Source organism: Rhabdochromatium marinum (assembly GCF_016583795.1).
In the GTDB taxonomy this organism is placed as follows: domain Bacteria; phylum Pseudomonadota; class Gammaproteobacteria; order Chromatiales; family Chromatiaceae; genus Rhabdochromatium; species Rhabdochromatium marinum.
The window spans coordinates 95,721-118,340 of record NZ_NRRS01000003.1 but is presented as its reverse complement, the minus strand read 5'-3'; the positions used below and the strand labels follow the sequence as shown (position 1 = coordinate 118,340).

The 22,620-nt window shown below is 60.0% G+C and carries 15 protein-coding genes and 2 tRNA genes; 14 read left to right on the top strand and 3 right to left on the bottom strand.

Annotated features, from left to right (window positions below):
- Positions 1-93: 93 nt before the first annotated feature.
- Positions 94-2,136 carry a UvrD-helicase domain-containing protein gene (locus tag CKO36_RS02020; protein ID WP_200279810.1) on the top strand — a complete coding sequence of 681 codons (2,043 nt, stop codon included), beginning with the start codon at positions 94-96 and terminating at the stop codon, positions 2,134-2,136.
- A 7-nt stretch (positions 2,137-2,143) separates the two neighbouring features.
- Here CKO36_RS02020 and CKO36_RS02015 read toward each other — a convergent pair whose 3' ends face one another.
- Positions 2,144-2,350, bottom strand: a complete 207-nt coding sequence (locus CKO36_RS02015) for a hypothetical protein (RefSeq protein WP_200279808.1) — start codon at positions 2,348-2,350, stop codon at positions 2,144-2,146.
- A 222-nt stretch (positions 2,351-2,572) separates the two neighbouring features.
- Here CKO36_RS02015 and tig point away from each other — a divergent pair, with 222 nt between their 5' ends.
- The 8 genes from tig to CKO36_RS01975 all read left to right on the top strand — a co-directional run bounded on the left by tig (position 2,573) and on the right by CKO36_RS01975 (position 11,978).
- Positions 2,573-3,880, top strand: a complete 1,308-nt coding sequence (tig, locus tag CKO36_RS02010) for a trigger factor (RefSeq protein WP_200279806.1) — start codon at positions 2,573-2,575, stop codon at positions 3,878-3,880.
- Positions 3,881-3,977: 97 nt separating this feature from the next.
- Positions 3,978-4,613 carry an ATP-dependent Clp endopeptidase proteolytic subunit ClpP gene (gene clpP, locus CKO36_RS02005; RefSeq protein ID WP_200279804.1) on the top strand — a complete coding sequence of 212 codons (636 nt, stop codon included), beginning with the start codon at positions 3,978-3,980 and terminating at the stop codon, positions 4,611-4,613.
- A 274-nt stretch (positions 4,614-4,887) separates the two neighbouring features.
- Entirely contained in the window at positions 4,888-6,165 is a 1,278-nt protein-coding gene (clpX, locus tag CKO36_RS02000) for an ATP-dependent Clp protease ATP-binding subunit ClpX (RefSeq protein ID WP_200279801.1), read from the top strand.
- 187 nt (positions 6,166-6,352) lie between these two features.
- Positions 6,353-8,815: an endopeptidase La gene (gene lon / locus CKO36_RS01995; protein ID WP_200279798.1), complete on the top strand. Its 2,463-nt coding sequence runs from the start codon at positions 6,353-6,355 to the stop codon at positions 8,813-8,815.
- Between the two features lie 379 nt (positions 8,816-9,194).
- Positions 9,195-9,467 carry an HU family DNA-binding protein gene (locus CKO36_RS01990; RefSeq protein ID WP_200279795.1) on the top strand — a complete coding sequence of 91 codons (273 nt, stop codon included), beginning with the start codon at positions 9,195-9,197 and terminating at the stop codon, positions 9,465-9,467.
- A 60-nt stretch (positions 9,468-9,527) separates the two neighbouring features.
- A tRNA-Val gene (locus CKO36_RS01985) sits at positions 9,528-9,603 on the top strand.
- A gap of 139 nt (positions 9,604-9,742) precedes the next feature.
- Positions 9,743-9,819 (top strand) — tRNA-Asp (locus tag CKO36_RS01980).
- A 221-nt stretch (positions 9,820-10,040) separates the two neighbouring features.
- On the top strand, positions 10,041-11,978 hold the full coding sequence (locus tag CKO36_RS01975; protein ID WP_200279792.1) for a SurA N-terminal domain-containing protein: 1,938 nt from the start codon (positions 10,041-10,043) through the stop codon (positions 11,976-11,978).
- A gap of 5 nt (positions 11,979-11,983) precedes the next feature.
- Here the strand turns inward: CKO36_RS01975 and CKO36_RS01970 are convergent, their stop codons facing one another.
- Positions 11,984-12,760, bottom strand: a complete 777-nt coding sequence (locus CKO36_RS01970) for an enoyl-ACP reductase FabI (protein ID WP_200279789.1) — start codon at positions 12,758-12,760, stop codon at positions 11,984-11,986.
- Positions 12,761-12,940: 180 nt separating this feature from the next.
- Between CKO36_RS01970 and CKO36_RS01965 the strand changes: the two genes are divergently transcribed.
- The 4 genes from CKO36_RS01965 (at position 12,941) to CKO36_RS01950 (ending at position 19,834) form a co-directional block, all read left to right on the top strand.
- Positions 12,941-15,076: an ABC transporter substrate-binding protein gene (locus CKO36_RS01965; protein ID WP_200279787.1), complete on the top strand. Its 2,136-nt coding sequence runs from the start codon at positions 12,941-12,943 to the stop codon at positions 15,074-15,076.
- Positions 15,073-16,050: an ABC transporter permease gene (locus CKO36_RS01960; RefSeq protein WP_200279784.1), complete on the top strand. Its 978-nt coding sequence runs from the start codon at positions 15,073-15,075 to the stop codon at positions 16,048-16,050. The genes CKO36_RS01965 and CKO36_RS01960 overlap by 4 nt, the downstream gene beginning before the upstream one ends.
- 49 nt (positions 16,051-16,099) lie before the next feature.
- Positions 16,100-17,524, top strand: coding sequence for an ABC transporter permease (locus tag CKO36_RS01955; RefSeq protein WP_200279783.1), 1,425 nt, complete (start codon positions 16,100-16,102; stop codon positions 17,522-17,524).
- 156 nt (positions 17,525-17,680) lie between these two features.
- Positions 17,681-19,834: an ABC transporter ATP-binding protein gene (locus tag CKO36_RS01950; RefSeq protein ID WP_200279782.1), complete on the top strand. Its 2,154-nt coding sequence runs from the start codon at positions 17,681-17,683 to the stop codon at positions 19,832-19,834.
- 76 nt (positions 19,835-19,910) lie between these two features.
- Here the strand turns inward: CKO36_RS01950 and CKO36_RS01945 are convergent, their stop codons facing one another.
- A complete protein-coding gene (locus tag CKO36_RS01945; RefSeq protein WP_200279781.1) occupies positions 19,911-20,180 on the bottom strand; it encodes a hypothetical protein in 270 nt (89 codons plus the stop codon).
- Between the two features lie 171 nt (positions 20,181-20,351).
- On the opposite strand from CKO36_RS01945, the gene CKO36_RS01940 reads away from it, so the two are divergent.
- Positions 20,352-22,586 carry an HAD-IIB family hydrolase gene (locus CKO36_RS01940; protein WP_242469328.1) on the top strand — a complete coding sequence of 745 codons (2,235 nt, stop codon included), beginning with the start codon at positions 20,352-20,354 and terminating at the stop codon, positions 22,584-22,586.
- The last annotated feature ends 34 nt before the right edge of the window (positions 22,587-22,620 follow it).

The window sequence follows — 22,620 nt, the reverse complement described above, 5'->3', positions numbered from 1 at the left end:
TGCAGGGGCGGCACAACAGCCGTTAAGATACCAGTTCTGCGGCCGCTGCGGCACCGTGGCGGCCGGCCAAGCGGTTGCACGGAACGCCCAGCTATGAAGGATTTGAACCCCGCCCAGGCTGAGGCCGTCACCTACAGCGCCGGTCCACTGCTGGTGATTGCCGGTGCCGGTTCCGGTAAGACCCGGGTCATTACCCGCAAAATAGCCTATCTGATCCAGCAGCGTGGGCTGCCCGCGCGTGCCATTGTGGCCCTTACCTTTACCAATAAGGCCGCGCGGGAGATGAAATCCCGCTTGGCCCAGCCACTGCAAGGGCGGACCGCGCGTGGTCTGAAAGTATCTACCTTTCATACCTTTGGGCTGGGTCTGCTGCGCCGGGAACTCAAGAGTGCTGGTCTGCGTCCCGGCTTCTCGCTGTTCGACCCCCAGGATGGCGAAGCATTGCTGCAAGAGCGTCTGGCGGAGGCCAGGCTGGGGGAGATTGCTCCGGCAGCAGCGCTGGCGCGCATTTCCCAGTGGAAAAACGATCTGATTGCTCCCGAGGCCGCTATCAGCGCGGCAGAGGATGACTTTGAAGCCGCGCTGGCTACGCTCTATGGCGACTATGAACGCCGCCTGCGTGCCTATAACGCGGTGGACTTTGATGATCTGATCCGGCGGCCGGTGTTGCTGCTACGTGAGCACACAGCTGTGCGTGAGCGTTGGCAGGCGCGCATGGCTCATCTGTTGGTGGATGAATATCAGGACACCAATACCGCGCAGTATGAGCTGATCCGGCTGCTGGTCGGTGCGCATGGGGCCTTTACCATGGTCGGGGATGATGATCAGTCTATCTACGCCTGGCGCGGTGCACGGCCGCAAAATCTCGCCCGGTTGCGCGAGGAGTATCCAGCGCTCAAGGTCATTATGCTGGAACAAAATTATCGCTCCAGCGGGCGAATTCTGGCGCTCGCCAATGGCCTGATTGCGCACAATCCGCACCTGTTTGAGAAGCGCCTGTGGAGTGCGCTCGGTCCCGGCGAGCCGGTGCGACTCTTGACCTGCCGTGATGAAGCACACGAGGCCGAGCGGGTGATTGCTGAGATTCTGCATGGGCATTTCGCCGCCCAGCACGCCTTTGGCGACTACGCCATTCTCTATCGCAGCAATCATCAGGCGCGGGTGTTCGAACAGGCCCTGCGCACGCATCGCATTCCATATTTCCTCAGCGGCGGCCAGTCCTTTTTTGCCCGCTCCGAGGTCAAGGACGTGATGGCGTATCTGCGCCTGCTGGTCAATCCGGATGATAATGCCGCTTTTCTGCGAGTCGTCAATCGCCCTGGGCGCGGCATTGGTGCCACGACGCTGGAAGCCCTGGGTGGTTTTGCCGCTGCGCAGCATATCAGCCTACTGAACGCCTGTGCCGCTGCCGGCCTGACTGGCCCGATCAAAACCGCGCAAAGCACCGAGCTGCGCGCCTTCAGCCACTGGCTGGAAGAGATGCGCGGGCGTGCGCGCGCTGAACCAGTGGCGGCGGTGCGGGCGCTGTTGAAAGCCTGCGATTATGACGGCTGGCTCTATCAGCAGACCGGGCGCCGGGCGGCGGCGGAGCGGCGCTGGCAAAATGTGGAGAGTCTGATCGACTGGCTGGAGGCCTTGCACAAGGGCGAACGTTCCGCTGGTGCCCTGCGCGATGCCGACCTGGAGGATCTGACCGCGCGCCTGACCCTGCTGGACGTTCTGGAGCGCCAGGATGAAGACGAGGGTGGCGACCGGGTGCATCTGATGACCCTGCATGCCGCCAAGGGGCTGGAATTCGAGCGGGTGTTTCTGGTTGGGCTCGAAGAAGAGCTGTTGCCACACCGCGCCAGCCTGGAGGCGGAGCCGCAAGAGGGGGCCGGCATTGAAGAAGAGCGTCGCCTGTGCTACGTCGGCATTACGCGCGCACGCCGCACGCTGTGCTTAACTCATGCGCGCCGGCGGCGCCGCTATGGCGAGACAGTCCGGTGTGCACCCAGTCGCTTTATTGACGAACTGCCCGCAAATGAAGTGCGGCGTGATAACGACCCGGCCACAGCCGGGGAGGAGCGCCAGCGTGGCAAGGCGCATCTCGATGCGCTGAAAGCCATGCTGGAGGCCGATACCGGGATGGGTTAACGCACCATCAAATCTTAAAATCGCCGATGTTGTCCTCCAGTTCGGCGGCGATGGTCGCGAGTTTGCCGCTGGCCACCTCGTGCACAGCAGCCGCGACCATCTCCGGCTCTCCACCCAGGCTTGCCAGCAGGCGGCGCACTTGTGTGGTGGTCAGGGCGCCCACCAGCAGCAGCGCGATGGCGGCGGCGATAGCATAGACCCATTGGGCGCGCACCGCCTGTGCGTATCCCTGTTCGGCGGCATTGAGAATCTCTGGCGGTGCTCGGTGCTCGGTGCTCGGTGCTCGGTGCTCGGTGCTCGGTGCTCGGTGCTCGGTGCTCGGTGCTCGGTGCTCGGTGCTCGGTGCGCGGGCGCGCGAGACGCGCTATAATAGCGCGTTTTGCATTAATGGCTGATGCCTGCCAAGGGCGCGGCATTGTGAAGGAGACCAGGGGGCATGCAAGTATCTGTGCAGGTGGGTGAGGGGCTCAAGCGCGAGCTGCGCGTAGATCTCTCGGCCGATGACATTGAGGCGGAGATCGATAAGCGCTTGCAGCGCTTTGCGCGAACCGCACGCGCGCCGGGCTTTCGTCCTGGCAAGGTGCCGGTGCGGGTGCTGCGGCAGCAGTATGGCGAACAGGTGCGTGGCGAAGTTTTTGGCGAGATGGTGCAGTCGAGCTTTATGGCGGCGGTGCAGCAGGAAGATCTCCAGATCGCCGGCATGCCGAGCATCGAGCCGGATGTCGATCACAAGGCGCGGCGCTATACCTATACGGCAAGTTTCGAGGTCTTTCCGACCGTGGAACTCAAGTCCCTGGAGGGCGCCACGATCAAACGGCCGGTGGTTGAAATCACCGACGAGGACATTGACCGCATGATCGAGCGTCTGCGTGATCAGCGCACGCAGTGGGTCGAGGTCGAACGCGAGGCGCGCAACGGTGATCGAGTGGTGGTGTCATTCGAGGGCAGTATCGACGGCGAACCTTTCAAGGGTGGCACAGCGGAAAACTTCCCCATTGAACTCGGCTCCGGGCACATGATTCCGGGGTTTGAAGATCAACTCCTGGGGGCTAGCGCCGGAGAGACGCGCGGGGTCGATCTGAGCTTTCCGGAGCAGTATCAGGCCGAACACCTGGCCGGTAAGGCGGCTCACTTCGAGGTGCAGGTTCAGACGGTGTCGGAATCGCAGCGTCCTGAGGTCGATGAAGACTTTATCCGCGATATCGGGGTCAGCAGCGGCGACATGACCGAGTTCCGTGACGATGTGCGCACGTCCATGGAACAGGAAATGCAGCAGAAGATTGATGAGATTGTCAAGTCGCAGGTGTTGGATCAACTGGTGGAAAACAACCCGATCGATGTGCCGCAGCCGCTGATCGATCAGGAAGCGCACGCCATGAACGAATCCTATACCAAGTCCGCCCAGGCACAACAGCTGCCGTCTTTGCCGCAGAGCTTTTTTGTTGATACGGCTCGGCGCCGGGTGCTGATCGGTTTGTTGGGGAATGAGGCGTTCAAGCACTACGGTCTCAGCGTGGATGATGAGGCTGTGCAGGCCAAGCTGTCGCAGTTAGCGGCTGGGTACGAGCATCCTGAAGAAGTCATCAAACACTACATGGCTGACAAAAACCTCCTGGCCCAACTCCGCGCGACCCTGGTTGAGGAAACCGTGGTGGCACGTCTGTTGGAGGATGCTCAGGTGGAAGAGGATCCCAAGACCTTTTTCGAGCTGACGGATACCCGCCAGTCAGGGGATGCTGCCTAGATCAGTCAGGCCATGACAGACAGCACCCGTCAGTCCCCTCTGCAATGAATTTTTGCCATCTCAGGTGGCAGGAGCCGTTAACACCATGGAACTCCCGATGAACGCAACTGGTTTCTGGGAACCCCAAAATCTTGGTTTGGTGCCGATTGTCGTTGAGCAGACGGCTCGCGGCGAGCGCTCCTTTGATATTTTTTCCCGCCTGCTGAAAGAGCGGGTCATCTTTCTGGTGGGACCCGTCGATGACCACACCGCCAATCTGGTGGTGGCGCAGATGCTGTTCCTGGAGTCCGAGAACCCGGACAAGGACATTCATTTTTACATCAACTCGCCCGGTGGCTCGGTAACGGCCGGGCTGGCAATCTATGACACCATGTGCTTTATCCGCCCGGATGTCAGCACCATGTGCGTGGGCCAGGCGGCGAGCATGGGGGCCTTGCTGCTCGCCGGTGGTACGGCGGGCAAGCGTGTCTGTTTGCCGCATTCACGCATGATGATCCATCAGCCCTTAGGTGGTTTTCAGGGCCAGGCCAGCGACATCGATATTCACGCACGCGAGATTCTTAAGATCCGTGAGCAACTCAATCACATTCTGTCTCAGCATACCGGGCAGCCGATTGAGAAAATCGCTGAGGATACCGAGCGCGACAGGTTCATGAGCGCTGCAGAGGCAGCTGAGTACGGGCTCATCGACAAGGTGATCGACAAGCGCGAGGCAGCGGCAGAGAAGTCTTGAGTTACCGGGCGGTTTTCCCTATATCCTAAAACCTGTGGGGCATTGGTCGCGCGCCGTTCAACACTGCGGCCGGGTCGATGGCTTGGTTATTGGCTGGCAAGTCGTTATGATGACACGCCTGTGCTGAATTTCGCGCGCTCACCCCAACGGCGCGCTGAGGGTCAGCGTGCCGAGGGCGCGAACGCCCGCGCCAGCATTTTAGCCTGCGGACCGGGGCTTTTCACGAAGTTCATCGGGTCGAGGGCACCATTGGTTGGAGACGGTTTTTAAGCTTATGAGCGGAAACAGCCACGGCAAGCATGACGACGGAAAACTTCTCTACTGCTCCTTTTGCGGGAAAAGTCAGCACGAGGTTCGCAAACTCATCGCCGGTCCCTCGGTCTTTATCTGCGATGAGTGTGTTGATCTCTGTAATGACATCATCCGCGAGGAAATGCAGGAGACAGCGGACGAGGCTGCGAGCAAGCTGCCCAAGCCGCGCGAGATTAACGACAGCCTCGATCAGCATGTGATCGGCCAGGAATTTGCCAAAAAAGTGCTCTCGGTAGCGGTGTATAACCACTACAAACGCATGGAGCTGTCCGGCGGCAAGGATGAGGTGGAGATCGCCAAGAGCAATATCCTGTTGATTGGCCCGACCGGCTCCGGCAAAACCCTGCTGGCCGAGACCCTGGCCAGGCTGCTCAATGTCCCCTTTACCATCGCCGATGCCACCACCCTGACCGAGGCCGGCTATGTGGGCGAGGATGTTGAGAATATCATTCAGAAACTGCTGCAGAAGTGCGACTACGATGTCGAAAAGGCGCAGACCGGCATTGTTTACATCGACGAAATCGACAAGATTTCCCGCAAAGCCGATAACCCTTCCATCACTCGCGATGTTTCCGGCGAGGGTGTACAGCAGGCGCTGCTGAAGCTCATTGAGGGCACTATCGCCTCGGTGCCGCCGCAGGGTGGGCGCAAGCATCCGCAACAGGAATTTTTGCAGGTCGATACCTCCAATATCCTGTTTATTGTCGGTGGCGCCTTTGCCGGCCTCGATCGCATTATCCGCAATCGCTCCAAGACTGGCGGCATCGGTTTCTCCGCTGAGGTGCACAGTCAGGATGATGATCGGCAGATGACTGAACTGCTCAACCTGGTGGAGCCTGAGGATTTGATCCGCTACGGACTGATCCCGGAATTCGTCGGCCGGTTGCCGGTGATGGCGACCCTGGAAGAGCTCGACGAAGAGGCCTTGGTGCGTATCCTGACCGAACCCAAGCACTCGCTGTACAGACAGTACAAGCGCCTGTTTGAGATGGAAGGCGTGGACCTGGAGTTGCGTGAGGATGCCCTGCGTGCCATTGCGCTCAAGGCGATGGAGCGCAAGACCGGTGCACGGGGACTGCGCACCATCATGGAACAGGTGCTGCTCGATACCATGTACGATCTGCCGTCCATGGATAACGTGCGCAAAATCACCGTGGATCGCTCGGTGATTGTGGGCGAGAATCCCCCCTTCATCCTCTACGAAGGCGGTGAACCCACGCAAATGGCGGCCGGTGATTGATCTTCCCCGGGATGACCCCCACTGGATAGGCATCCAGACGCTCTCCTGACAGCCCCTTAGCAGTGGCTGTCGCGCGGCGGGCCCGTGGTCACTGGCCAGTCGCCAGCAAAGAACCCCCCAGGCCGGCTGGTCTGGGGGTAATCCCGGCCTGCTTCCCACGGCGAACACAACAGCGAGAACCACTCCGATGGCGAAGACTCCTGCTCCCCCCAAATACTCGACCCAGGTTCCCTTGGATGTGGCGGTGCTGCCATTGCGCGATGTCGTGGTGTACCCGCATATGGTAATTCCGCTCTTTGTTGGGCGCGAAAAATCCATTACCGCGCTCGATGCGGCCATGACCAGTGACAAGCAAATCCTGCTGGTGGCGCAAAAACATGCGAATGTCGATGATCCAGGGGTCAAGGATCTGTATCGCATTGGCACCTTGGCCAACATCCTGCAACTGCTAAAATTGCCCGATGGCACGGTGAAGGTTTTGGTGGAAGGCAACCACCGCGCCGAGGCCACCAAATATGTCAGCACCGACGATTACTTCGGCGCCGTGGCCATGCCTTTGCTGGAGCCGCTCGAAGCCGATGAGCGTGAGCAGGAAGTGCTAATGCGCTCGGCGGTGTCGCTGTTTGACCAGTATGTCAAGCTCAATAAAAAGGTGCCGCCCGAGGTTCTGACCTCGCTGGCCAGCATTGATGAGCCCGGTCGCCTGGCTGACACCATGGCGGCGCATATGGCGCTCAAGCTTGATGAGAAGCAGCGCGTGCTGGAGATGGTCAACATCCAGGAACGCCTTGAGCATCTGATGGGCCTGATGGATGCCGAAAACGACATCCTGCAGATGGAGAAGCGGATTCGCGGCCGGGTGAAAAAGCAGATGGAGCGCAATCAGCGCGAGTACTATCTGAATGAGCAGATGAAGGCGATTCAGAAGGAACTCGGCGATCTGGAAGACGCGCCCAACGAGCTGGAAGATCTCGGTAATCGTATCAACGCTGCCGGTATGCCCAAGGATGTGCATGAGAAAGCGCTGGGCGAACTCAACAAGCTCAAGTTGATGGCGCCGATGTCAGCTGAGGCCACCGTGGTGCGCAACTATATCGACACCCTGGTGTCGGTGCCATGGAAAAAGCGCACCCGCATTCGCAATGATATTCGCGTGGCGGAATCGGTGCTGGATGCTGATCACTTTGGCCTTGAGAAAGTCAAGGAACGCATTCTCGAATATCTGGCTGTGCAGCAGCGCGTGCGCAAGCTCAAGGGACCGATTCTGTGCCTGGTGGGACCGCCTGGCGTGGGCAAGACTTCACTTGGGCAGTCCATCGCCCGGGCGACCAATCGAAAATTCGTGCGCATGTCTCTGGGAGGGGTGCGTGATGAGGCGGAAATTCGCGGGCACCGGCGCACTTACATCGGCGCCTTGCCTGGCAAGATTATTCAGAACCTGGCCAAGGTTGGTTCGCGCAATGCCTTTTTCCTGCTCGATGAAATCGACAAGATGGCGATGGATTTTCGCGGCGATCCGGCCTCGGCGCTGCTGGAAGTGCTCGACCCGGAGCAGAACCACACGTTTAACGACCATTATCTGGAAGTCGATTTTGACCTCTCCGAGGTGATGTTCGTCGCCACCGCCAATACACTCAACATTCCTCCGGCACTGCTCGATCGCATGGAGGTCATTCGTCTGTCGGGCTACACCGAGGATGAAAAAATCAACATCGCCGAGCGTTATCTGATTCCCAAGCAGATGAAGAATAACGGCCTCAAAGACACCGAGCTGTCGATTCGCGAGGCTTCGGTGCGGGATACGGTGCGCTATTACACCCGTGAGGCCGGGGTGCGCAATCTGGAACGCGAGCTGTCCAAGCTGTGTCGCAAGGTTGTGAAAGAAGTGCTGCTTAAAAAGCGCGATTCTGCCGTTGTCATCACGCCCAAGAGCCTGGAGAAATACCTGGGCGTGCAACGCTTCCGCTTCGGGCGCGCCGATGAGCATGACCGCATCGGTCAGGTGACCGGCCTGGCTTGGACTGAGGTCGGTGGCGAGCTGTTACGCATCGAAGCCGCTCTGGTGCCGGGCAAAGGCAAGTTCAGCTATACCGGCCAGCTCGGCGATGTCATGCAGGAGTCGATTCAGGCCGCGCTCACCGTGGTGCGCAGCCGTGCCGAATCACTGGGTATCAAGGAGGATTTCCATGAGAAATTCGACTTGCACATCCATGTGCCGGAGGGTGCCACCCCCAAGGACGGCCCCAGCGCAGGCGTTGCAATGTGTACTTCCATGGTGTCGGCACTCACCAAAGTGGCGGTACGCTCATCAGTGGCTATGACAGGAGAAATCACCCTGCGCGGCGAGGTGCTACCAATCGGTGGATTGAAGGAAAAGCTGCTAGCAGCGCATCGCGGCGGTATTGAGTTGGTGCTCATCCCGCATGAGAACGAGCGTGACTTAGTGGAGATTCCCAAGAACATCAAGCAGCATCTCGAAATCCGCCCGGTGCGCTGGATCGATGAGGTCTTTGAGCATGCGCTGATTGAGACGCCACGCCCGACGCTGAGTCATGATGGCGTCGCCAAGAGCGAGCAGCAAGAGGCGGAAACGCCGCCGCCATCGGCGGACGATAAGCGCCGGTCAGATGGCGCCCGCACGCGACATTAGTCATCAGGCGCCCGGCGGGCGAAGCTTGAAGCCTCCTGAATGCATTCATAAAAGCCGCCGCTGTGGTTCATTTTCTGTGCGGGGGCGGTGCGTCCGGAACGGAATGAGCACACGCGGCTTTTGCGACGGATGCCACATAACGACTTTTTTTCATCAGTTATTGCCCCGCTTGCGGCTTGACAGCTTGCGGTGAACTCTACAACAATCGCCACCTTCAGTCGGGCGGCGCGCTTCGGATCGCCCGGCTCAACCGGCCGTCCTGGCGGGCTGGCAGCTTTACCCTCTGACGCTGAGACTGCAGTCGTGCAAGCGACCTGGTCTGAGGGGGTGTTGCAGCGGCGAGAGGGGCTACGGAAATGGCAACAGTAACGGGGGAAGCATGAATAAATCTGAACTAGTCGATACCATGGCCGAAGCAGCAGATATTCCCAAAACAGCGGCGGCCAAGGCGCTGGATGGGTTGATTGATGCGATCACAGACACTCTGAAGAAGGGTGAGACTGTATCCATCATTGGGTTTGGAAACTTTACCGTGAAGGAGCGTGCCGCCAGAACCGGGCGCAACCCCCAGACCGGAGATAGCATTCAGATCGCCGCATCGAAATCGCCCTCATTTAAGGCTGGCAAAGCACTCAAGGATGCGATAAAATAACTGTCTTTGCAGAGCAGCCTTAACTGAAGCAATTCAGAGCCTCTGCAAGCCCATGCGATCGGGTGCTTAGCTCAGCTGGGAGAGCATCGCCCTTACAAGGCGAGGGTCGCAGGTTCGATCCCTGCAGCACCCACCACATATTCGGTTATTTGTGCAGTGGCTGGCTTTTGCTAACAAAATTTTTGTGGTAAACTGGTTCAGTTGATTGTGAAAATACTTGGCTAAAGCCAAGCAGCACTAAACCAAGTTAAAAAGTTTCGGTTTAACAAGTTTTAGGAGTGGTAGTTCAGTCGGTTAGAATACCGGCCTGTCACGCCGGGGGTCGCGGGTTCGAGTCCCGTCCACTCCGCCAAATAGAAACGCGCTACTATAAGCGCACAGGCCAACCCTGATTCACTCTCATGATTCAGCGCGGCTCTCGACGAAAAAATTGCGGGGTATCCTTCATCGGGTACCCCGTTTTTGTGTCAGCTGTTTTTGTCTCCGGCGTGCCATCCGCTCACGCCGTCCAGTACAGCCCCTTTATCCTACGCGCTGTGCCAACAGCGCCCCGCACGAGCTAAACATCACGCCATGCTTCTTGAGATTCGTGAACGCGCTCAGGGCTGGATGGCTTGGGCCATCGTGATCCTGATCAGTATCCCCTTCGCGCTGTGGGGAATTCAATCCTACCTGGGCGGCGGCGGCGAGCCGGTGGTGGCCAGCGTCAATGGCGCCGAGATCACCGAGGCCCAGCTGAATCAAAATGTCCAACGCACCCGCATGGATATGCGCGCGCGCCTCGGCGATGCCTATGACCCGGCACTTTTTGAAGGAACCGGCCTGCGCGAGCGGGTGCTGAATCAAATGATCGAGGCGCAGGTGATGCTTGATGCTTCACAGCGCCTGGGACTGCGGGTGGCGGATGCGGTGCTGCGCTCAGCCATTGCCCAGGAGCCGGCCTTTCAGAAAGACGGCCGCTTTGACAAGGCCACCTATGCGCAAGTCCTGCAATACCAGGGGCTGACGCCGGCCATGTTCGAACAGAGCCTGCGCCGCCGCTTGTTGGACACGCAACTGGAGCGGGTGGTGCAGAGTACCGCCTTTGCCACTCAAACCGAGGTCAAGCAAAGCCTGCGCCTGATGCATCAGCAGCGCGACATCCGCTACATCAAGCTTCCCCACAGCGATTTTGCACCCAGCGAGCCGCCAGATGAGGACGCCCTGCACGCCTACTATGAGCAGCACCCGGATGACTTTAAGTCACCCGAGCAGGTCAAACTGAGCTATATCCTGCTGTCACCGGAAACGCTGGGTGCGGATCAGCCGGTCAGCGCAGCGGATCTGCACGCGCTTTATGAGGAACGCACCGAGACACTCAAAACCCCCGAGCAACGCACGCTGCGCCACATCCTGATTGCACTGCCAGCCGATGCCGATGAGGCCGCCATTGCCAAGGCCCGCGAGCAGGCGGCTGAAGTTCGTGAGCGCCTGCTGGCGGGTGAGGATTTTGCCACCCTGGCGGGCGAAGTCTCGGATGACCCGCTCTCGGCTGATCAAGGTGGTGATCTGGGCCAGATCGAGCGGGGTATGCTTGATCCCATTGTTGAGCAGGCCGCCTTTAGTCTGGACGTCAATGAGCTGAGCGAGCCGGTCCGCAGCCGTTTCGGCTATCACCTGCTGGAGGTGACCGCCATTGAGCCCAGCCAGGTGCCACCCTTTGACGAGGTGGCCGATGAGCTGCGCAAAGAATTACAGAGTCGCTCCGCCGAGGGCGCTTTTTACGACTATGCCGAGCGTTTGGCGACCCTGAGTTACGAGGTGCCTGACAGTCTGGTACCGGCCGCCGAGGAGCTGGGCCTGACTGTGCAGCAGAGCGACTGGCTGGATCGCAGCGGTGGCGAGGGGATCTTTGCCAATCCCAAGGTGATGACAGCCGCCTTCAGTGATGATGTGCTGAATCTGGGCAACAACAGCGAGCTGCTCGAACCCGATCCCCAGCAGCTACAAGCCCTGGTGCTGCGTATTGATGGGCATCGCCCGGAAGCCCTGCGTCCTTTTGAAGAAGTACGCGATGACATCGTCACCATCCTGAGCACACGCCAGGCGGCTGAGGCCGCGTTGGAAGCGGCCCAAACCCTGGCCGAGCGCCTGCGCCAGGAGACCACTCCAGTAGCGGAAGCCGTCGAGGTGGCCGGCACCAGCTATACGGTTGAGGCTCCCGGCCTGCTTGAGCGTCAGTCGAGTGAAGTTCCCAGTCCGGTGCTGCGTGAAGCCTTTCTGCTGCCGCGTCCGATGGATGAGCAGCCAAGCATTGGCACCCTGGCCGATGGTGCCGGGGATGCCTTTGTGATCCTCGTCTCTGCCGTGCAGGACGGCCAGGATGAGGCTTTAGGGGCTGAGGTCAGCGCCGCTGAGTCGCGCGCACTCGCACAAAGGATCGGTCGTGCCGATTTCAGCCATTTCGTGAGCGGACTCGAAGCCAGCGCCAAGATCGAACGCAAGGCGCTGGCGTCTGAGTCCGCCGATTGATGGCCTCAGCCTAAGCCCAGGATGTGGTAGCCGGTATCGACGTAAAGCACGTCGCCGGTGATACCGGAGGCCAGATCCGAGCACAGGAAAGCTGCGGCATTGCCGACTTCCTCAATGGTGACATTGCGCCGCAGCGGCGTGCGTTCCTCGACCTGTTTGAGCATGGAGCGAAAGTCTGCGATACCGGCGGCGGCGAGGGTGCGAATCGGCCCGGCGGAGACGGCATTGACGCGGATGCCCTCGGGGCCAAGCGAGGCGGCCAGATAACGCACATTGGCCTCCAAGCTGGCCTTGGCCACCCCCATGACGTTGTAATTCGGCACCGCGCGCACCGCCCCCAGGTAGCTCATGGTGACCAGGGCGCCTTGGCGCCCAGCCATCAGTGGCCGGCCAGCCTTGGCCAGCGCCGCCAAGCTATAGGCGCTGATGTCATGAGCGGTGCTGAAGCCTTCCCGGGTCACGGCATCGATGTAGTTGCCTTCCAGCTCTGCCTTGGGCGCAAAGGCAATGGAATGCACGATGCCATCAAACCCATCCCAATGGCCGGCCAGCTGTTCGAAGCAGCGATCAATCTCCGCATCGTTGGCCACATCCAGCGGCAGCACGATGGATGACTCGCATTGCGCGGCCAGATCGGCCACCCGGCTGTGTAGTTTCTCGCCCTGGTAGCTGAAGGCCAGCTGGGCGCCCTCGCGGTGCATGGCCTGAGCCACGCCCCAGGCGATGGAGCGGTTGCTGGCAACGCCGGTGATCAAAAAGCGCTTATCGGCTAAAAATCCCATAATCTTGTGTCTCTGATTCTCTGCTGTGCGGTGGTTGAGGTTCAGCGCTGGTCAGTTCGCCTCAGTGATGCGATCATTGGGCGCGTGAAACCAATCCCTCACATTACCCAAAGTCCGTCGCGGAGAAAAGCGCCAGCACGGAAATCACTGGCTGGTGCACTCAGGTTGCCGGTGCTGCTGATGTCGCTCAGTCTCGGGCTAAGCGGCTGCGGTGATGGTGCCTGGAACAATCCCTATCCGGCCAGCGAGGCGCGCGCGAAGACCGTCTACAGCGCCTTCACCGAGCAGCCTAAGCATCTCGATCCGGTGCGCGCTTACAGCAGCAATGAGTATGCCTTCATTGGGCAGGTCTATGAGCCGCCGCTGCAATACCATTTTCTCAAGCGCCCCTATACTCTGGTGCCGCTAACCAGCACCGCCATGCCTGAGGTGCGCTATTTCGATGCCGAGGGTGCGCCGCTGCCCGATTCGGCCCCGGCGGATCAGATTGCCTTGAGCGAGTATCGGATTCGGCTGCGCCCTGGTATCCATTACCAGCCGCATCCGGCCCTGGCGCGTGATGCCACCGGGGCGTCGTATCTCTACCATCACCTGACGCCGGCTGATCTGCGTGGCATTGAGGATCTCGGCGATTTCGCCCAGCAGGGCACCCGTGAGCTGATTGCCGAGGATTATGTCTACCAGATCAAGCGTCTGGCCGCACCCTGGTTGCATTCACCCATCGCCGGACTGATGAAAAAGCATCTTCTGGATTTCGCTGAGCTGAGCGAGCGTCTGGCAGAGGCGGCGCCGGCGCCGGTCGATGGCGTCCGGCCTTTTGTTGATCTGCGCACGGTGCCTTTTCGCGGCGCCGAGGTGCTCGACCGCTACAGTTACCGCATTCACATCAAGGGGCGTTATCCGCAATTTCAGTACTGGCTGGCGATGCTGTTTTTCAGTCCCATGCCCTGGGAGGCCGAGGCCTTTTATGCCCAGCCGGGGCTGTCGGAGCGCAACATCACCCTGGACTGGTATCCGCTTGGCACCGGTGCCTTTATGCTGAGCGAAAACAATCCCAATTTGCGCATGGTGTTGGAGCGTAATCCGCACTTTCATGGGGAAACCTACCCGAGCGAGGGTATGGCGCAGGATCGCGCTGCCGGTCTGCTGGAGGATGCCGGACAACCGCTGCCGCTGATTGACAAGGCCATCTACGCCCTGGAAAAGGAAAGCATTCCCTACTGGAATAAGTTTTTGCAGGGTTACTACGACAGCTCTGGCATTGCTTCAGATGCCTTTGATCAGGCGATTCAGTTCAGCGCCGCCGGTGATGCGGAATTGACCGAGCCTCTGCGCGAACAGGGCATCCGCCTCGCCACGGCGGTCAATACCAGCATCTGGTACATGGGTTTCAATATGCTCGACCCGATCCTCGGTGGCGATTCAGAACGCGCACGCCTGTTGCGCCGCGCTATTACCATCGCAGTCGATTTCGGTGAATACATTTCCATTTTCGCCAATGGGCGAGCGCTCCAGGCCCAGGGGATGATTCCGCCGGGTATTTTTGGCTACCAAGAGGGGCGCGCGGGACTGAATCCCTACATCTTTGATTGGCACCAGGGACGGGCTGAGCGCAAATCCATTGCGGCGGCCCGCGCGCTGCTGGCCGAGGCGGGTTATCCTGACGGACGCGATCCCGACACCGGCCGCCCGTTGACGCTCTACTACGAGGCCATGGATGCTGGCCCGGATGGCAAGGCGCGGCTGAACTGGATGCGCAAGCAGTTCAACAAGTTGGGCATTGAGCTGGTGGTGCGCGCGACGGATTACAATCGCTTTCAGGACAAAATGCGCGAGGGCACCGGGCAAATCTTCATGTGGGGCTGGAACGCCGATTATCCGGATCCGGAGAATTTCTTCTTTCTGCTCTATGGTCCCAATGCCAAGGTGGATGGCGGCGAGAACGCCTTTAATTATCGCAATCCCGACTTTGACCGCCTGTTTGAGCGCATGCGGGTGATGGACGATGGCCCGGAGCGGCAAGCGCTGATCGACGCGATGACCGAGATACTGCGTCGCGATGGGCCGGTGGCTTTTGGCTTTTTCCCCAAGGCCTACAGCCTGTATCACCAGTGGGTCGGCAATGTGAAGCCGAATCTGATGGCGAACAACACCCTGAAATACCGCCGCCTGGATCCGCAGCAGCGCGCCGAGCAGCGTGTGGCCTGGAATCCGCCCGTACTTTGGCCGCTGGGCCTGCTGGTCCTGCTGTTGCTGCTGGGGGCGCTGCCGGCTTGGCAGATGGCGCGCCGGCGCGAACGGAGCCGCGCGCTATGATGGCTTACATGCTACGGCGGGTGGCCTATGCGCTGCCGATTCTGATTGGGGTGAATCTCATCACCTTCGCGCTCTTTTTCGTCGTCAACTCACCCGATGATATGGCACGCATGCAGCTTGGCGACAAGCGGGTGACCGAAGAGGCGATTGATACCTGGAAGGCCGAGCATGGCTATGATCAGCCCTTGTTCATCAATGCTCAGGCGGGCGGTTTGGGCGTGCTGACCCAGACGATTTTTTTCCAGAAGTCGCTCAAGCTGTTTGCGTTCGATTTTGGCGCCTCTGACAGTGGGCGCGACATCGGCAATGATATTGCCCAGCGCATGTGGCCGAGCCTGGCCATCGCGGTGCCGGTGCTGCTGCTGGGGTTGGCGCTGAATATCAGCTATGCGCTGATGATTATCTTTTTTCGTGCCACCTATGTTGATGTTGGCAGCGTGGTGCTGCTGGTGGCCATGATGTCCATCTCCAGCCTGTTCTATATCATCGGTGGGCAGTTTCTGATCGGCAAGCTGCTGCATCTGGTGCCCATCTCCGGCTATGACACTGGGTTTGAGGCAATTAAGTTTTTGATCCTGCCGGTCATTGTCAGCGTCATCGCCGGTATTGGAACCGGCACCCGGCTGTATCGCACCTTTTTTCTCGAAGAGATCAATCGTGACTATGTTCGCACCGCGCGTGCCAAGGGGCTGCCGGAGCGGGTGGTGCTGTTTCGTCATGTGTTGCGCAATGCGCTCATCCCGATTCTGACCGGCGTGGTCGCGGTGCTGCCGCTGCTGTTCATGGGCGCGCTCATTACTGAGTCCTTCTTTGGCGTGCCGGGGCTGGGCAGCTACACCATTGATGCCATCAGTCGCCAGGATTTTGCCATTGTGCGTGCCATGGTGTTCTTGGGTTCCGTGCTCTATATTCTGGGACTGATATTGACGGACATCTCCTATACGCTGGTTGACCCGCGGGTGCGGTTGTCATGACGGCGATGGCTGTGGGCTGGGTGTGGTTGGTCGGAGGAGGGCGCTGGTCATGCTAGTGGTGCTCTGGACCGATGCGCTGATCTTTGTGCTGATCGCGGTGGTGCTGGGCTTTGCCTTCCATGCGACGCGGCATCCGCATCTGCGCGTGCCCTGGCAGCAGGTGGGACGCTCGCGGGTCGCGGCAGGCGCCCTGGTGGTGCTGAGTGTCTATGTGGCAATCGGGTTGCTGGATTCGGTGCATTTTCATCCGCGTCTGGAGGCTCAAACGCCTGCGGTAGGGGAGGCGAGCCAAGAGACGCCGACGTATTCAACTCAGGTGATCTCGCTGCTTGATCTGTGGCTGCAACCGCTGCGCGAGCAGGAGGAAAAAACCTTCTCGGCGCCTTTTGCGACTCATCTGTTCGTGAAAGAGGCAATGGAGCAGCCGGATGGCTCTGTGATCCGTGCCTATCCCAGACTTGAGCATGGCGGCGCCCATCTGACTGATCCCGCACGGGACCGTGCGCCTGATATTCTGCTATCCACGTTGCTGGGGTTGGTGCAGGGGCTGATTGCCTGGACGGGCTTTCTGCTGATGGTGCTGGGCCTCAGCGCTTGGCGTGCGCGCGAATCCTTTGCGCAACGCGTGTTGCAGCTGCGCCAGGAGCCGACCCAGGCGGCGTGGCGGGTTGCCGTCTGGACTCTGTTGGTGATGCTGGTGCTTGGCTTTATTGCCGCTGAGCTGGCGGTGAAATATCACATCCTGGGGACTGACAAGGTCGGTGAGGATGTGTTTTATCAAAGTCTGAAAAGCATTCGCACCGGGCTGGTGATCGGCACCCTTACCACGCTGGTGATGCTGCCGGCGGCGGTGATTCTGGGCATTATGGCGGGCTATTTTCGTGGCCTGACCGATGACATTATTCAGTACCTTTACACCACGCTGAATTCCATCCCCGGCGTGCTGTTGATCGCGGCGGCGATTCTGATGCTCCAAGTGTATATGGCCAACCATGGCGATGAGTTCAACAGTCTGGTCGAGCGTGCGGATCTGCGGCTGCTGTTTTTGTGCATTATCCTGGGGGTGACCAGTTGGACCGGGCTGTGCCGGCTGCTGCGTGGCGAGTCACTTAAGCTGCGCGAGGCCGACTATGTGCAGGCGGCGATTGCCTTGGGTGTGCGCCATTCGCGCCTGATTGCCCGTCATATTCTGCCCAATGTGCTGCATATCGTAATGATTACCCTGGTGCTCGACTTCAGCGGCCTGGTGCTCGCTGAGGCGGTGCTGTCCTATGTCAACATCGGCGTTGATCCGACCATGAACAGCTGGGGCAATATGATCAACAGTGCTCGCTTGGAGTTGGCGCGCGATCCCATCGTTTGGTGGTCACTGGCGGCAGCCTTTGGATTTATGTTTACGCTGGTGCTGGCGGCCAATCTGCTGGCTGATGTGGTGCGGGATGCGTTTGATCCACGCTTGAGGGGGACGGCATGAGTGGGTTGGTGGTTGCGTTTGATGGCGGAGGGGCTTCCGGCTCCGGGCCGGGTTACACTCCCGGGGGGCGCCGTGAATACGTCCCTGTAGGCTTGCGATCGCATCCCTGCGATCGAACACCCCCGAGTGCGCAACCCGGCCCGGAGCTCGACACTGATGGTTGAGCAGGCTGGGGCTGAACGGGGCGTGGCTGGGCCGGAGGCTGGGGCTGCTGGGGCTGCTGGGGCTGCTGGGGCTGCTGGGGCTGCTGGGGCTGTGCTGGAGGTGCGTGGGTTGCGTACTCAGCTGGGTGGTGCGGCGCGGCCAGTGACGGTGGTCGATGGCATTGATCTGCGCATTGCCCCGGGTGAGACTCTGGCGTTACTGGGGGAGTCTGGCTGCGGTAAGTCGATGACGGCGCTGTCGCTGATGCGCCTGTTGCCGCTGGGCGGGCGTATTGTTGCGGGTTCGGTGTGTTTGGGCGGGCATGAGTTGCTGAGTCTGCCGGAGCGCGAGATGCGCATGTTGCGCGGCGGGCGCATGGCGATGATCTTTCAGGAGCCCCAGACCTCGCTGAATCCGGTGATGCGCATTGGCGCTCAGGTGGCCGAGGCGGTGCGCGTACATGAAGACATGGACCGCACGCGCGCCTCTGCATGGGTCGCGGATCGGGTGCAGGAACTGCTGCGCGCGGTGGGGATTCCCGATCCAGAGCGCCGTGCCGAGGACTATCCGCATCAGCTCTCCGGCGGCATGAAACAGCGGGTGATGATTGCCATTGCGCTGGCTGGCAATCCCCGTCTGCTGATCGCCGATGAGCCTACGACGGCACTTGATGTGACCATTCAGGCACAGGTGTTGCAGTTACTCAAGCGTGTGCAGCGCGACACCGGCATGGCGGTGCTGCTGATCACCCATGATTTGGGCGTGGTGGCCGAGACGGCTGAGCGGCTGGCGGTGATGTACGCCGGGCAAATTGTCGAACAGGCCAGTTGCGCCGAGTTTTTCGCGGCGCCCGCGCATCCTTACAGCCGCAAATTGCTCGAAAGCTTACCCACGGCGGCCAAGCGCGGGGGGCAACTGGCCATGATTCCAGGTCGGGTGCCGGCGCTCGATCAGTCCTTCGCGGGTTGTCGTTTTGCGCCGCGCTGCGATCGGGTGCTGGAGTCGTGCGCGACGACCGAACCCGACTGGCAGGCTGTCAGTCAGGATCAGCAAGTGCGCTGTTTGCTGTGGCGCGCGGGGCCGTCGTCGGGAGTCGCGGCGGCATCGGCTCAAGCGGCTGATGTTGCGCAGCCTGGCGAAACGGCCATGGCGCCGGCCCCGGCCTCGGCACTGGCCCCGAAATTGGGGGCAGAGCCGCTGTTGCGTACCGAAGGGCTCAAGGTCTGGTTCCCGATTCGCCGTGGGCTGTTCAAGCGGGTGGTCGGTCATGTCCGGGCTGTGGATGGAGTGGATCTGACCCTGAACGCTGGTGAGACGCTGGCGCTGGTCGGCGAGTCCGGCTGCGGCAAGACCACAGCCGGTAAGGGATTACTGCGGCTTGAACAACCCACCGGCGGGCGGGTGACCTATGGCGGACAGGATCTGGCACAGCTCGCACCGGCGCGCATGCGCCGCTTGCGCAAGGATTTGCAGATCATTTTTCAGGATCCCTTTGCGTCCATGAATCCGCGCATGCTGATTGGCGACATTGTCGGCGAGGGGTTGCAGGCGCTGGGCATTGAGCGTCAGGCTGCGCGCCGGCGCGAGCGGGTGGCGGCATTGCTGGAGCGGGTCGGTATCGGTGCTGAGGCTATGACGCGCTATCCGCATGAGTTCTCCGGCGGTCAGCGCCAGCGTATCTGTATTGCACGAGCGCTGGCAGTGGAACCAAGAGTGATCGTGTGTGATGAGCCAACCAGTGCGCTGGATGTGTCCGTGCAAGCACAGATTCTGAATTTGCTGAAATCCCTGCAACAGGATTTTGGTATCAGTTATCTGTTCATCACCCACAACATTGCGGTGGTGTCCTATCTGGCCCAGCAAGTGGCGGTGATGTATCTCGGACGCTTGGTCGAACAGGGGCCGGTTGCGGATATTCTGGGGAACCCGCGTCATCCCTATACCCAGGCGCTGCTCTCGGCCGTGCCCAGTATCGACCCAGACAGTGGTCGCGAACAGGTGCGTCTGAGCGGTGACATGCCATCTCCGGCGCAGCCGCCATCCGGCTGTTATTTTCATCCGCGCTGCCCGGTGGCGCGGCCGGAGTGCGCCCAAGCCTATCCCGAGGCGGTGCATCTGGATGCACAGCATCAGGTGAACTGCCTGCCGGAGATCGTCGGGGCTTAGAATTTCAAGCGCACTATGATCCGCCCCGTGATCTGCACAGGGATCACTCCGGCCAGGCGGGCGCTCTTGGCCACCATCAAACCAACGGGGGCTTTGGGCTTACCTTTGGTATGCCTGGGTTGAATTCACGCGAGTCGTCAAACTGTGGGAACATTTTGTCGTGCTCGATCAATAGGTCAAATATGGTTTTCGCATGTTCAAGCGGAAACCCCTGGCGGGTGTCGTCCCGGTTGTCGATGATGAGTTCGTTGAGAAAGTCACGTCCTGCGCGGGTGCCCCAGAGTTCATCGATCTGTTTCAAATGGGGGTATTGTTGGTAAAGGCGACTGGTGTCTGTTGTTGGCATACTGTTCGCTCCTGCTGTCAGCTTACCGGGTGTTGGCTGAAAATTTGCCGTAGCAAAGGAAACGGGCGGCTCTAAGTTTGTTAGACTTTCCCCAATGCTGAGGTCCGCGCCGCCAAGGCGGCAGCTGCACTTGCCAAAGCTTTTTGCACGACCATCGTTCTCCGTACCATTATGAATGCTGAAGCGTCATCCCGCTACATTGCCTTACTCAGTATCCACGGGCTTTTTCGCGGCCACAACCTTGAGTTGGGGCGCGATGCCGATACTGGAGGGCAGATTCTCTATGTCATTGAGCTGGCCCGGGCGCTGGCCAGACGTTCGGATGTGGCGCAGGTGGATCTCTTCACCCGACTGGTTGATGATCCGGCCGTGAGTCCGGATTATGCCGTGCCTATCGAGCCGATTGGCGATGGCGCGCGCATTGTGCGTATCGAAGCTGGGCCGACCGAGTATCTGCCCAAGGAGCAACTCTGGGACCATCTTGACGGTTTTGCCGACAATGCGCTGAATTTTCTGCGCGAGGCCGATCAGCTGCCAAGTCTGATTCACTCGCACTATGCTGATGCCGGCTATGTTGGGGTGCGGCTGTCGGCCCAGCTGGGCGTGCCACTGGTGCATACTGGGCACTCGCTCGGGCGGGTTAAGCGGCGCCGGCTGTTGGCCTCGGGTGTCAAGCAGGATGTGATCGACACTCGTTACAACATGACCCGGCGCATCAATGCCGAGGAAGAAACCCTGGGGGCTGCCAGCCTGGTCATTACCAGCACCACCCAGGAGATTGAAGAACAGTACGGTCTGTACGATCACTATCAGCCCGAGCGCATGACGGTGATTCCACCGGGGACGGATCTGGAGCGTTTTCACCCTCCAAGTGGAAATGAGCAGAAGGCGTCGATCCGTCAGGAGCTGCTGCGCTTTTTGCGCGAGCCGAACAAGCCATTGATCCTGGCCCTGTCGCGTCCGGATGAGCGCAAGAACATCGCCATGCTGGTTGAGGCCTATGGCGAATCGGCCGAACTGCAACAGACCGCCAATCTGGCCATTATTGCCGGCAATCGCGATGATCTGCGCGACATGGACAGCGGTGCGCAGCAGGTGCTGACCGATATTTTGCTGCTGATCGATCTTTATGACCTGTACGGGCGCGTGGCTTATCCCAAGCACCACAGCGCGGATGAAGTGCCCCTGCTGTATCAGATCGCCGCAGCTTCGCGCGGGATCTTTATTAACCCGGCGCTGACGGAGCCCTTTGGCCTGACGCTGATTGAAGCGGCGGCCAGCGGTTTGCCCATTGTCGCCACTGAGGATGGCGGTCCAATCGACATCATTGGGCATTGCAACAACGGTATTCTGATCGACCCGCTCGATAAGCAGGACATTACCAAGGCGCTGCTCAAGGTGCTGTGCGATGCCGGGCGTTGGCGCAAATTGGCCAAAAACGGCATCGCCGGGGTGCGCAAGCATTATGCCTGGAGCGCCCATGCCGAGAGCTACCTCCAGGCCATTGATCCGCTGCTGGAAAAAGTCCAGCCACCTCCGCAGGCACCGCTGTCGCGGCGGCGGATTCTCTATCATGACCGTGCCATCTTTACCGATCTGGATCAGAATCTGCTCGGCGATCCGGACTCCCTGGCCGATTTTATCCGCATTTTGCGCGATAACCGCAAATGCGCCACCTTCGGTATCGCCACCGGCCGCCGGCTGGACTCGGCGCTAGCGATCATGCGCCGTTATGGCATCCCGCGCCCGGATGTCTTGATTACCGCGCTGGGCACCGAGATCTACTATGCGCCGCAGTTGACCGCAGATGGTTCCTGGACCCATCACATTGATCATCTGTGGTATCCGCGTCGGGTGCGCGATCTGCTCTCGGAGCTGCCAGGCATCAAGCGTCAGCAGAAGTCCGAGCAGAGTCGTTTCAAAGTCAGCTTTTTCTATGATGCCGAGCATGCACCATCGCTGGAGGAAATCGCCAGCCTGCTGCATCAGGCGGATCTGAATGTGCATACCAACCTGTCCTTCGGGCAGTTTTTGGATGTGGTGCCGGCGCGCGCCTCCAAGGGACTGGCCTTGCGCTATGTGGCTGATCAGTGGGGTATTCCGCTGGAGCACTGCCTGTGCGCTGGCGGTTCCGGTGCCGATGAGGACATGATGCGTGGCAATACCCTGGCAGTGGTGGTCGCTAATCGCCACAATGAGGAGTTGTCCAAGCTGGTGGATGCCGAGAGCATTTACTTTGCTCAGGAGCCCTTTGCCGCCGGTATTTTGGAGGCGCTTGATCACTATGATTTCTTTGCGGCCTGTCAGGTGCCTCCGACAGCTGAAGCTCCGGTGGACTCCGCGCCAGTGCCGAAGACCTCGTCCAGTGCTAACACGGAGGCTGCTGCCCCATCCAAGGATGCTTGATCGAAGTGCGATCATGATCGCAGTGCGCTCATGC

Coding starts and splice junctions, on each gene's coding strand:
- CKO36_RS02020 (WP_200279810.1), top strand. CDS start 94: ATGAAGGATTTGAACCCCGCCCAGGCTGAGGCCGTCACCTACAGCGCC.
- tig (WP_200279806.1), top strand. CDS start 2,573: ATGCAAGTATCTGTGCAGGTGGGTGAGGGGCTCAAGCGCGAGCTGCGC.
- clpP (WP_200279804.1), top strand. CDS start 3,978: ATGAACGCAACTGGTTTCTGGGAACCCCAAAATCTTGGTTTGGTGCCG.
- clpX (WP_200279801.1), top strand. CDS start 4,888: ATGAGCGGAAACAGCCACGGCAAGCATGACGACGGAAAACTTCTCTAC.
- lon (WP_200279798.1), top strand. CDS start 6,353: ATGGCGAAGACTCCTGCTCCCCCCAAATACTCGACCCAGGTTCCCTTG.
- CKO36_RS01990 (WP_200279795.1), top strand. CDS start 9,195: ATGAATAAATCTGAACTAGTCGATACCATGGCCGAAGCAGCAGATATT.
- CKO36_RS01975 (WP_200279792.1), top strand. CDS start 10,041: ATGCTTCTTGAGATTCGTGAACGCGCTCAGGGCTGGATGGCTTGGGCC.
- CKO36_RS01970 (WP_200279789.1), bottom strand. CDS start 12,760: ATGGGATTTTTAGCCGATAAGCGCTTTTTGATCACCGGCGTTGCCAGC.
- CKO36_RS01965 (WP_200279787.1), top strand. CDS start 12,941: ATGTCGCTCAGTCTCGGGCTAAGCGGCTGCGGTGATGGTGCCTGGAAC.
- CKO36_RS01960 (WP_200279784.1), top strand. CDS start 15,073: ATGATGGCTTACATGCTACGGCGGGTGGCCTATGCGCTGCCGATTCTG.
- CKO36_RS01955 (WP_200279783.1), top strand. CDS start 16,100: ATGCTAGTGGTGCTCTGGACCGATGCGCTGATCTTTGTGCTGATCGCG.
- CKO36_RS01950 (WP_200279782.1), top strand. CDS start 17,681: ATGGTTGAGCAGGCTGGGGCTGAACGGGGCGTGGCTGGGCCGGAGGCT.
- CKO36_RS01945 (WP_200279781.1), bottom strand. CDS start 20,180: ATGCCAACAACAGACACCAGTCGCCTTTACCAACAATACCCCCATTTG.
- CKO36_RS01940 (WP_242469328.1), top strand. CDS start 20,352: ATGAATGCTGAAGCGTCATCCCGCTACATTGCCTTACTCAGTATCCAC.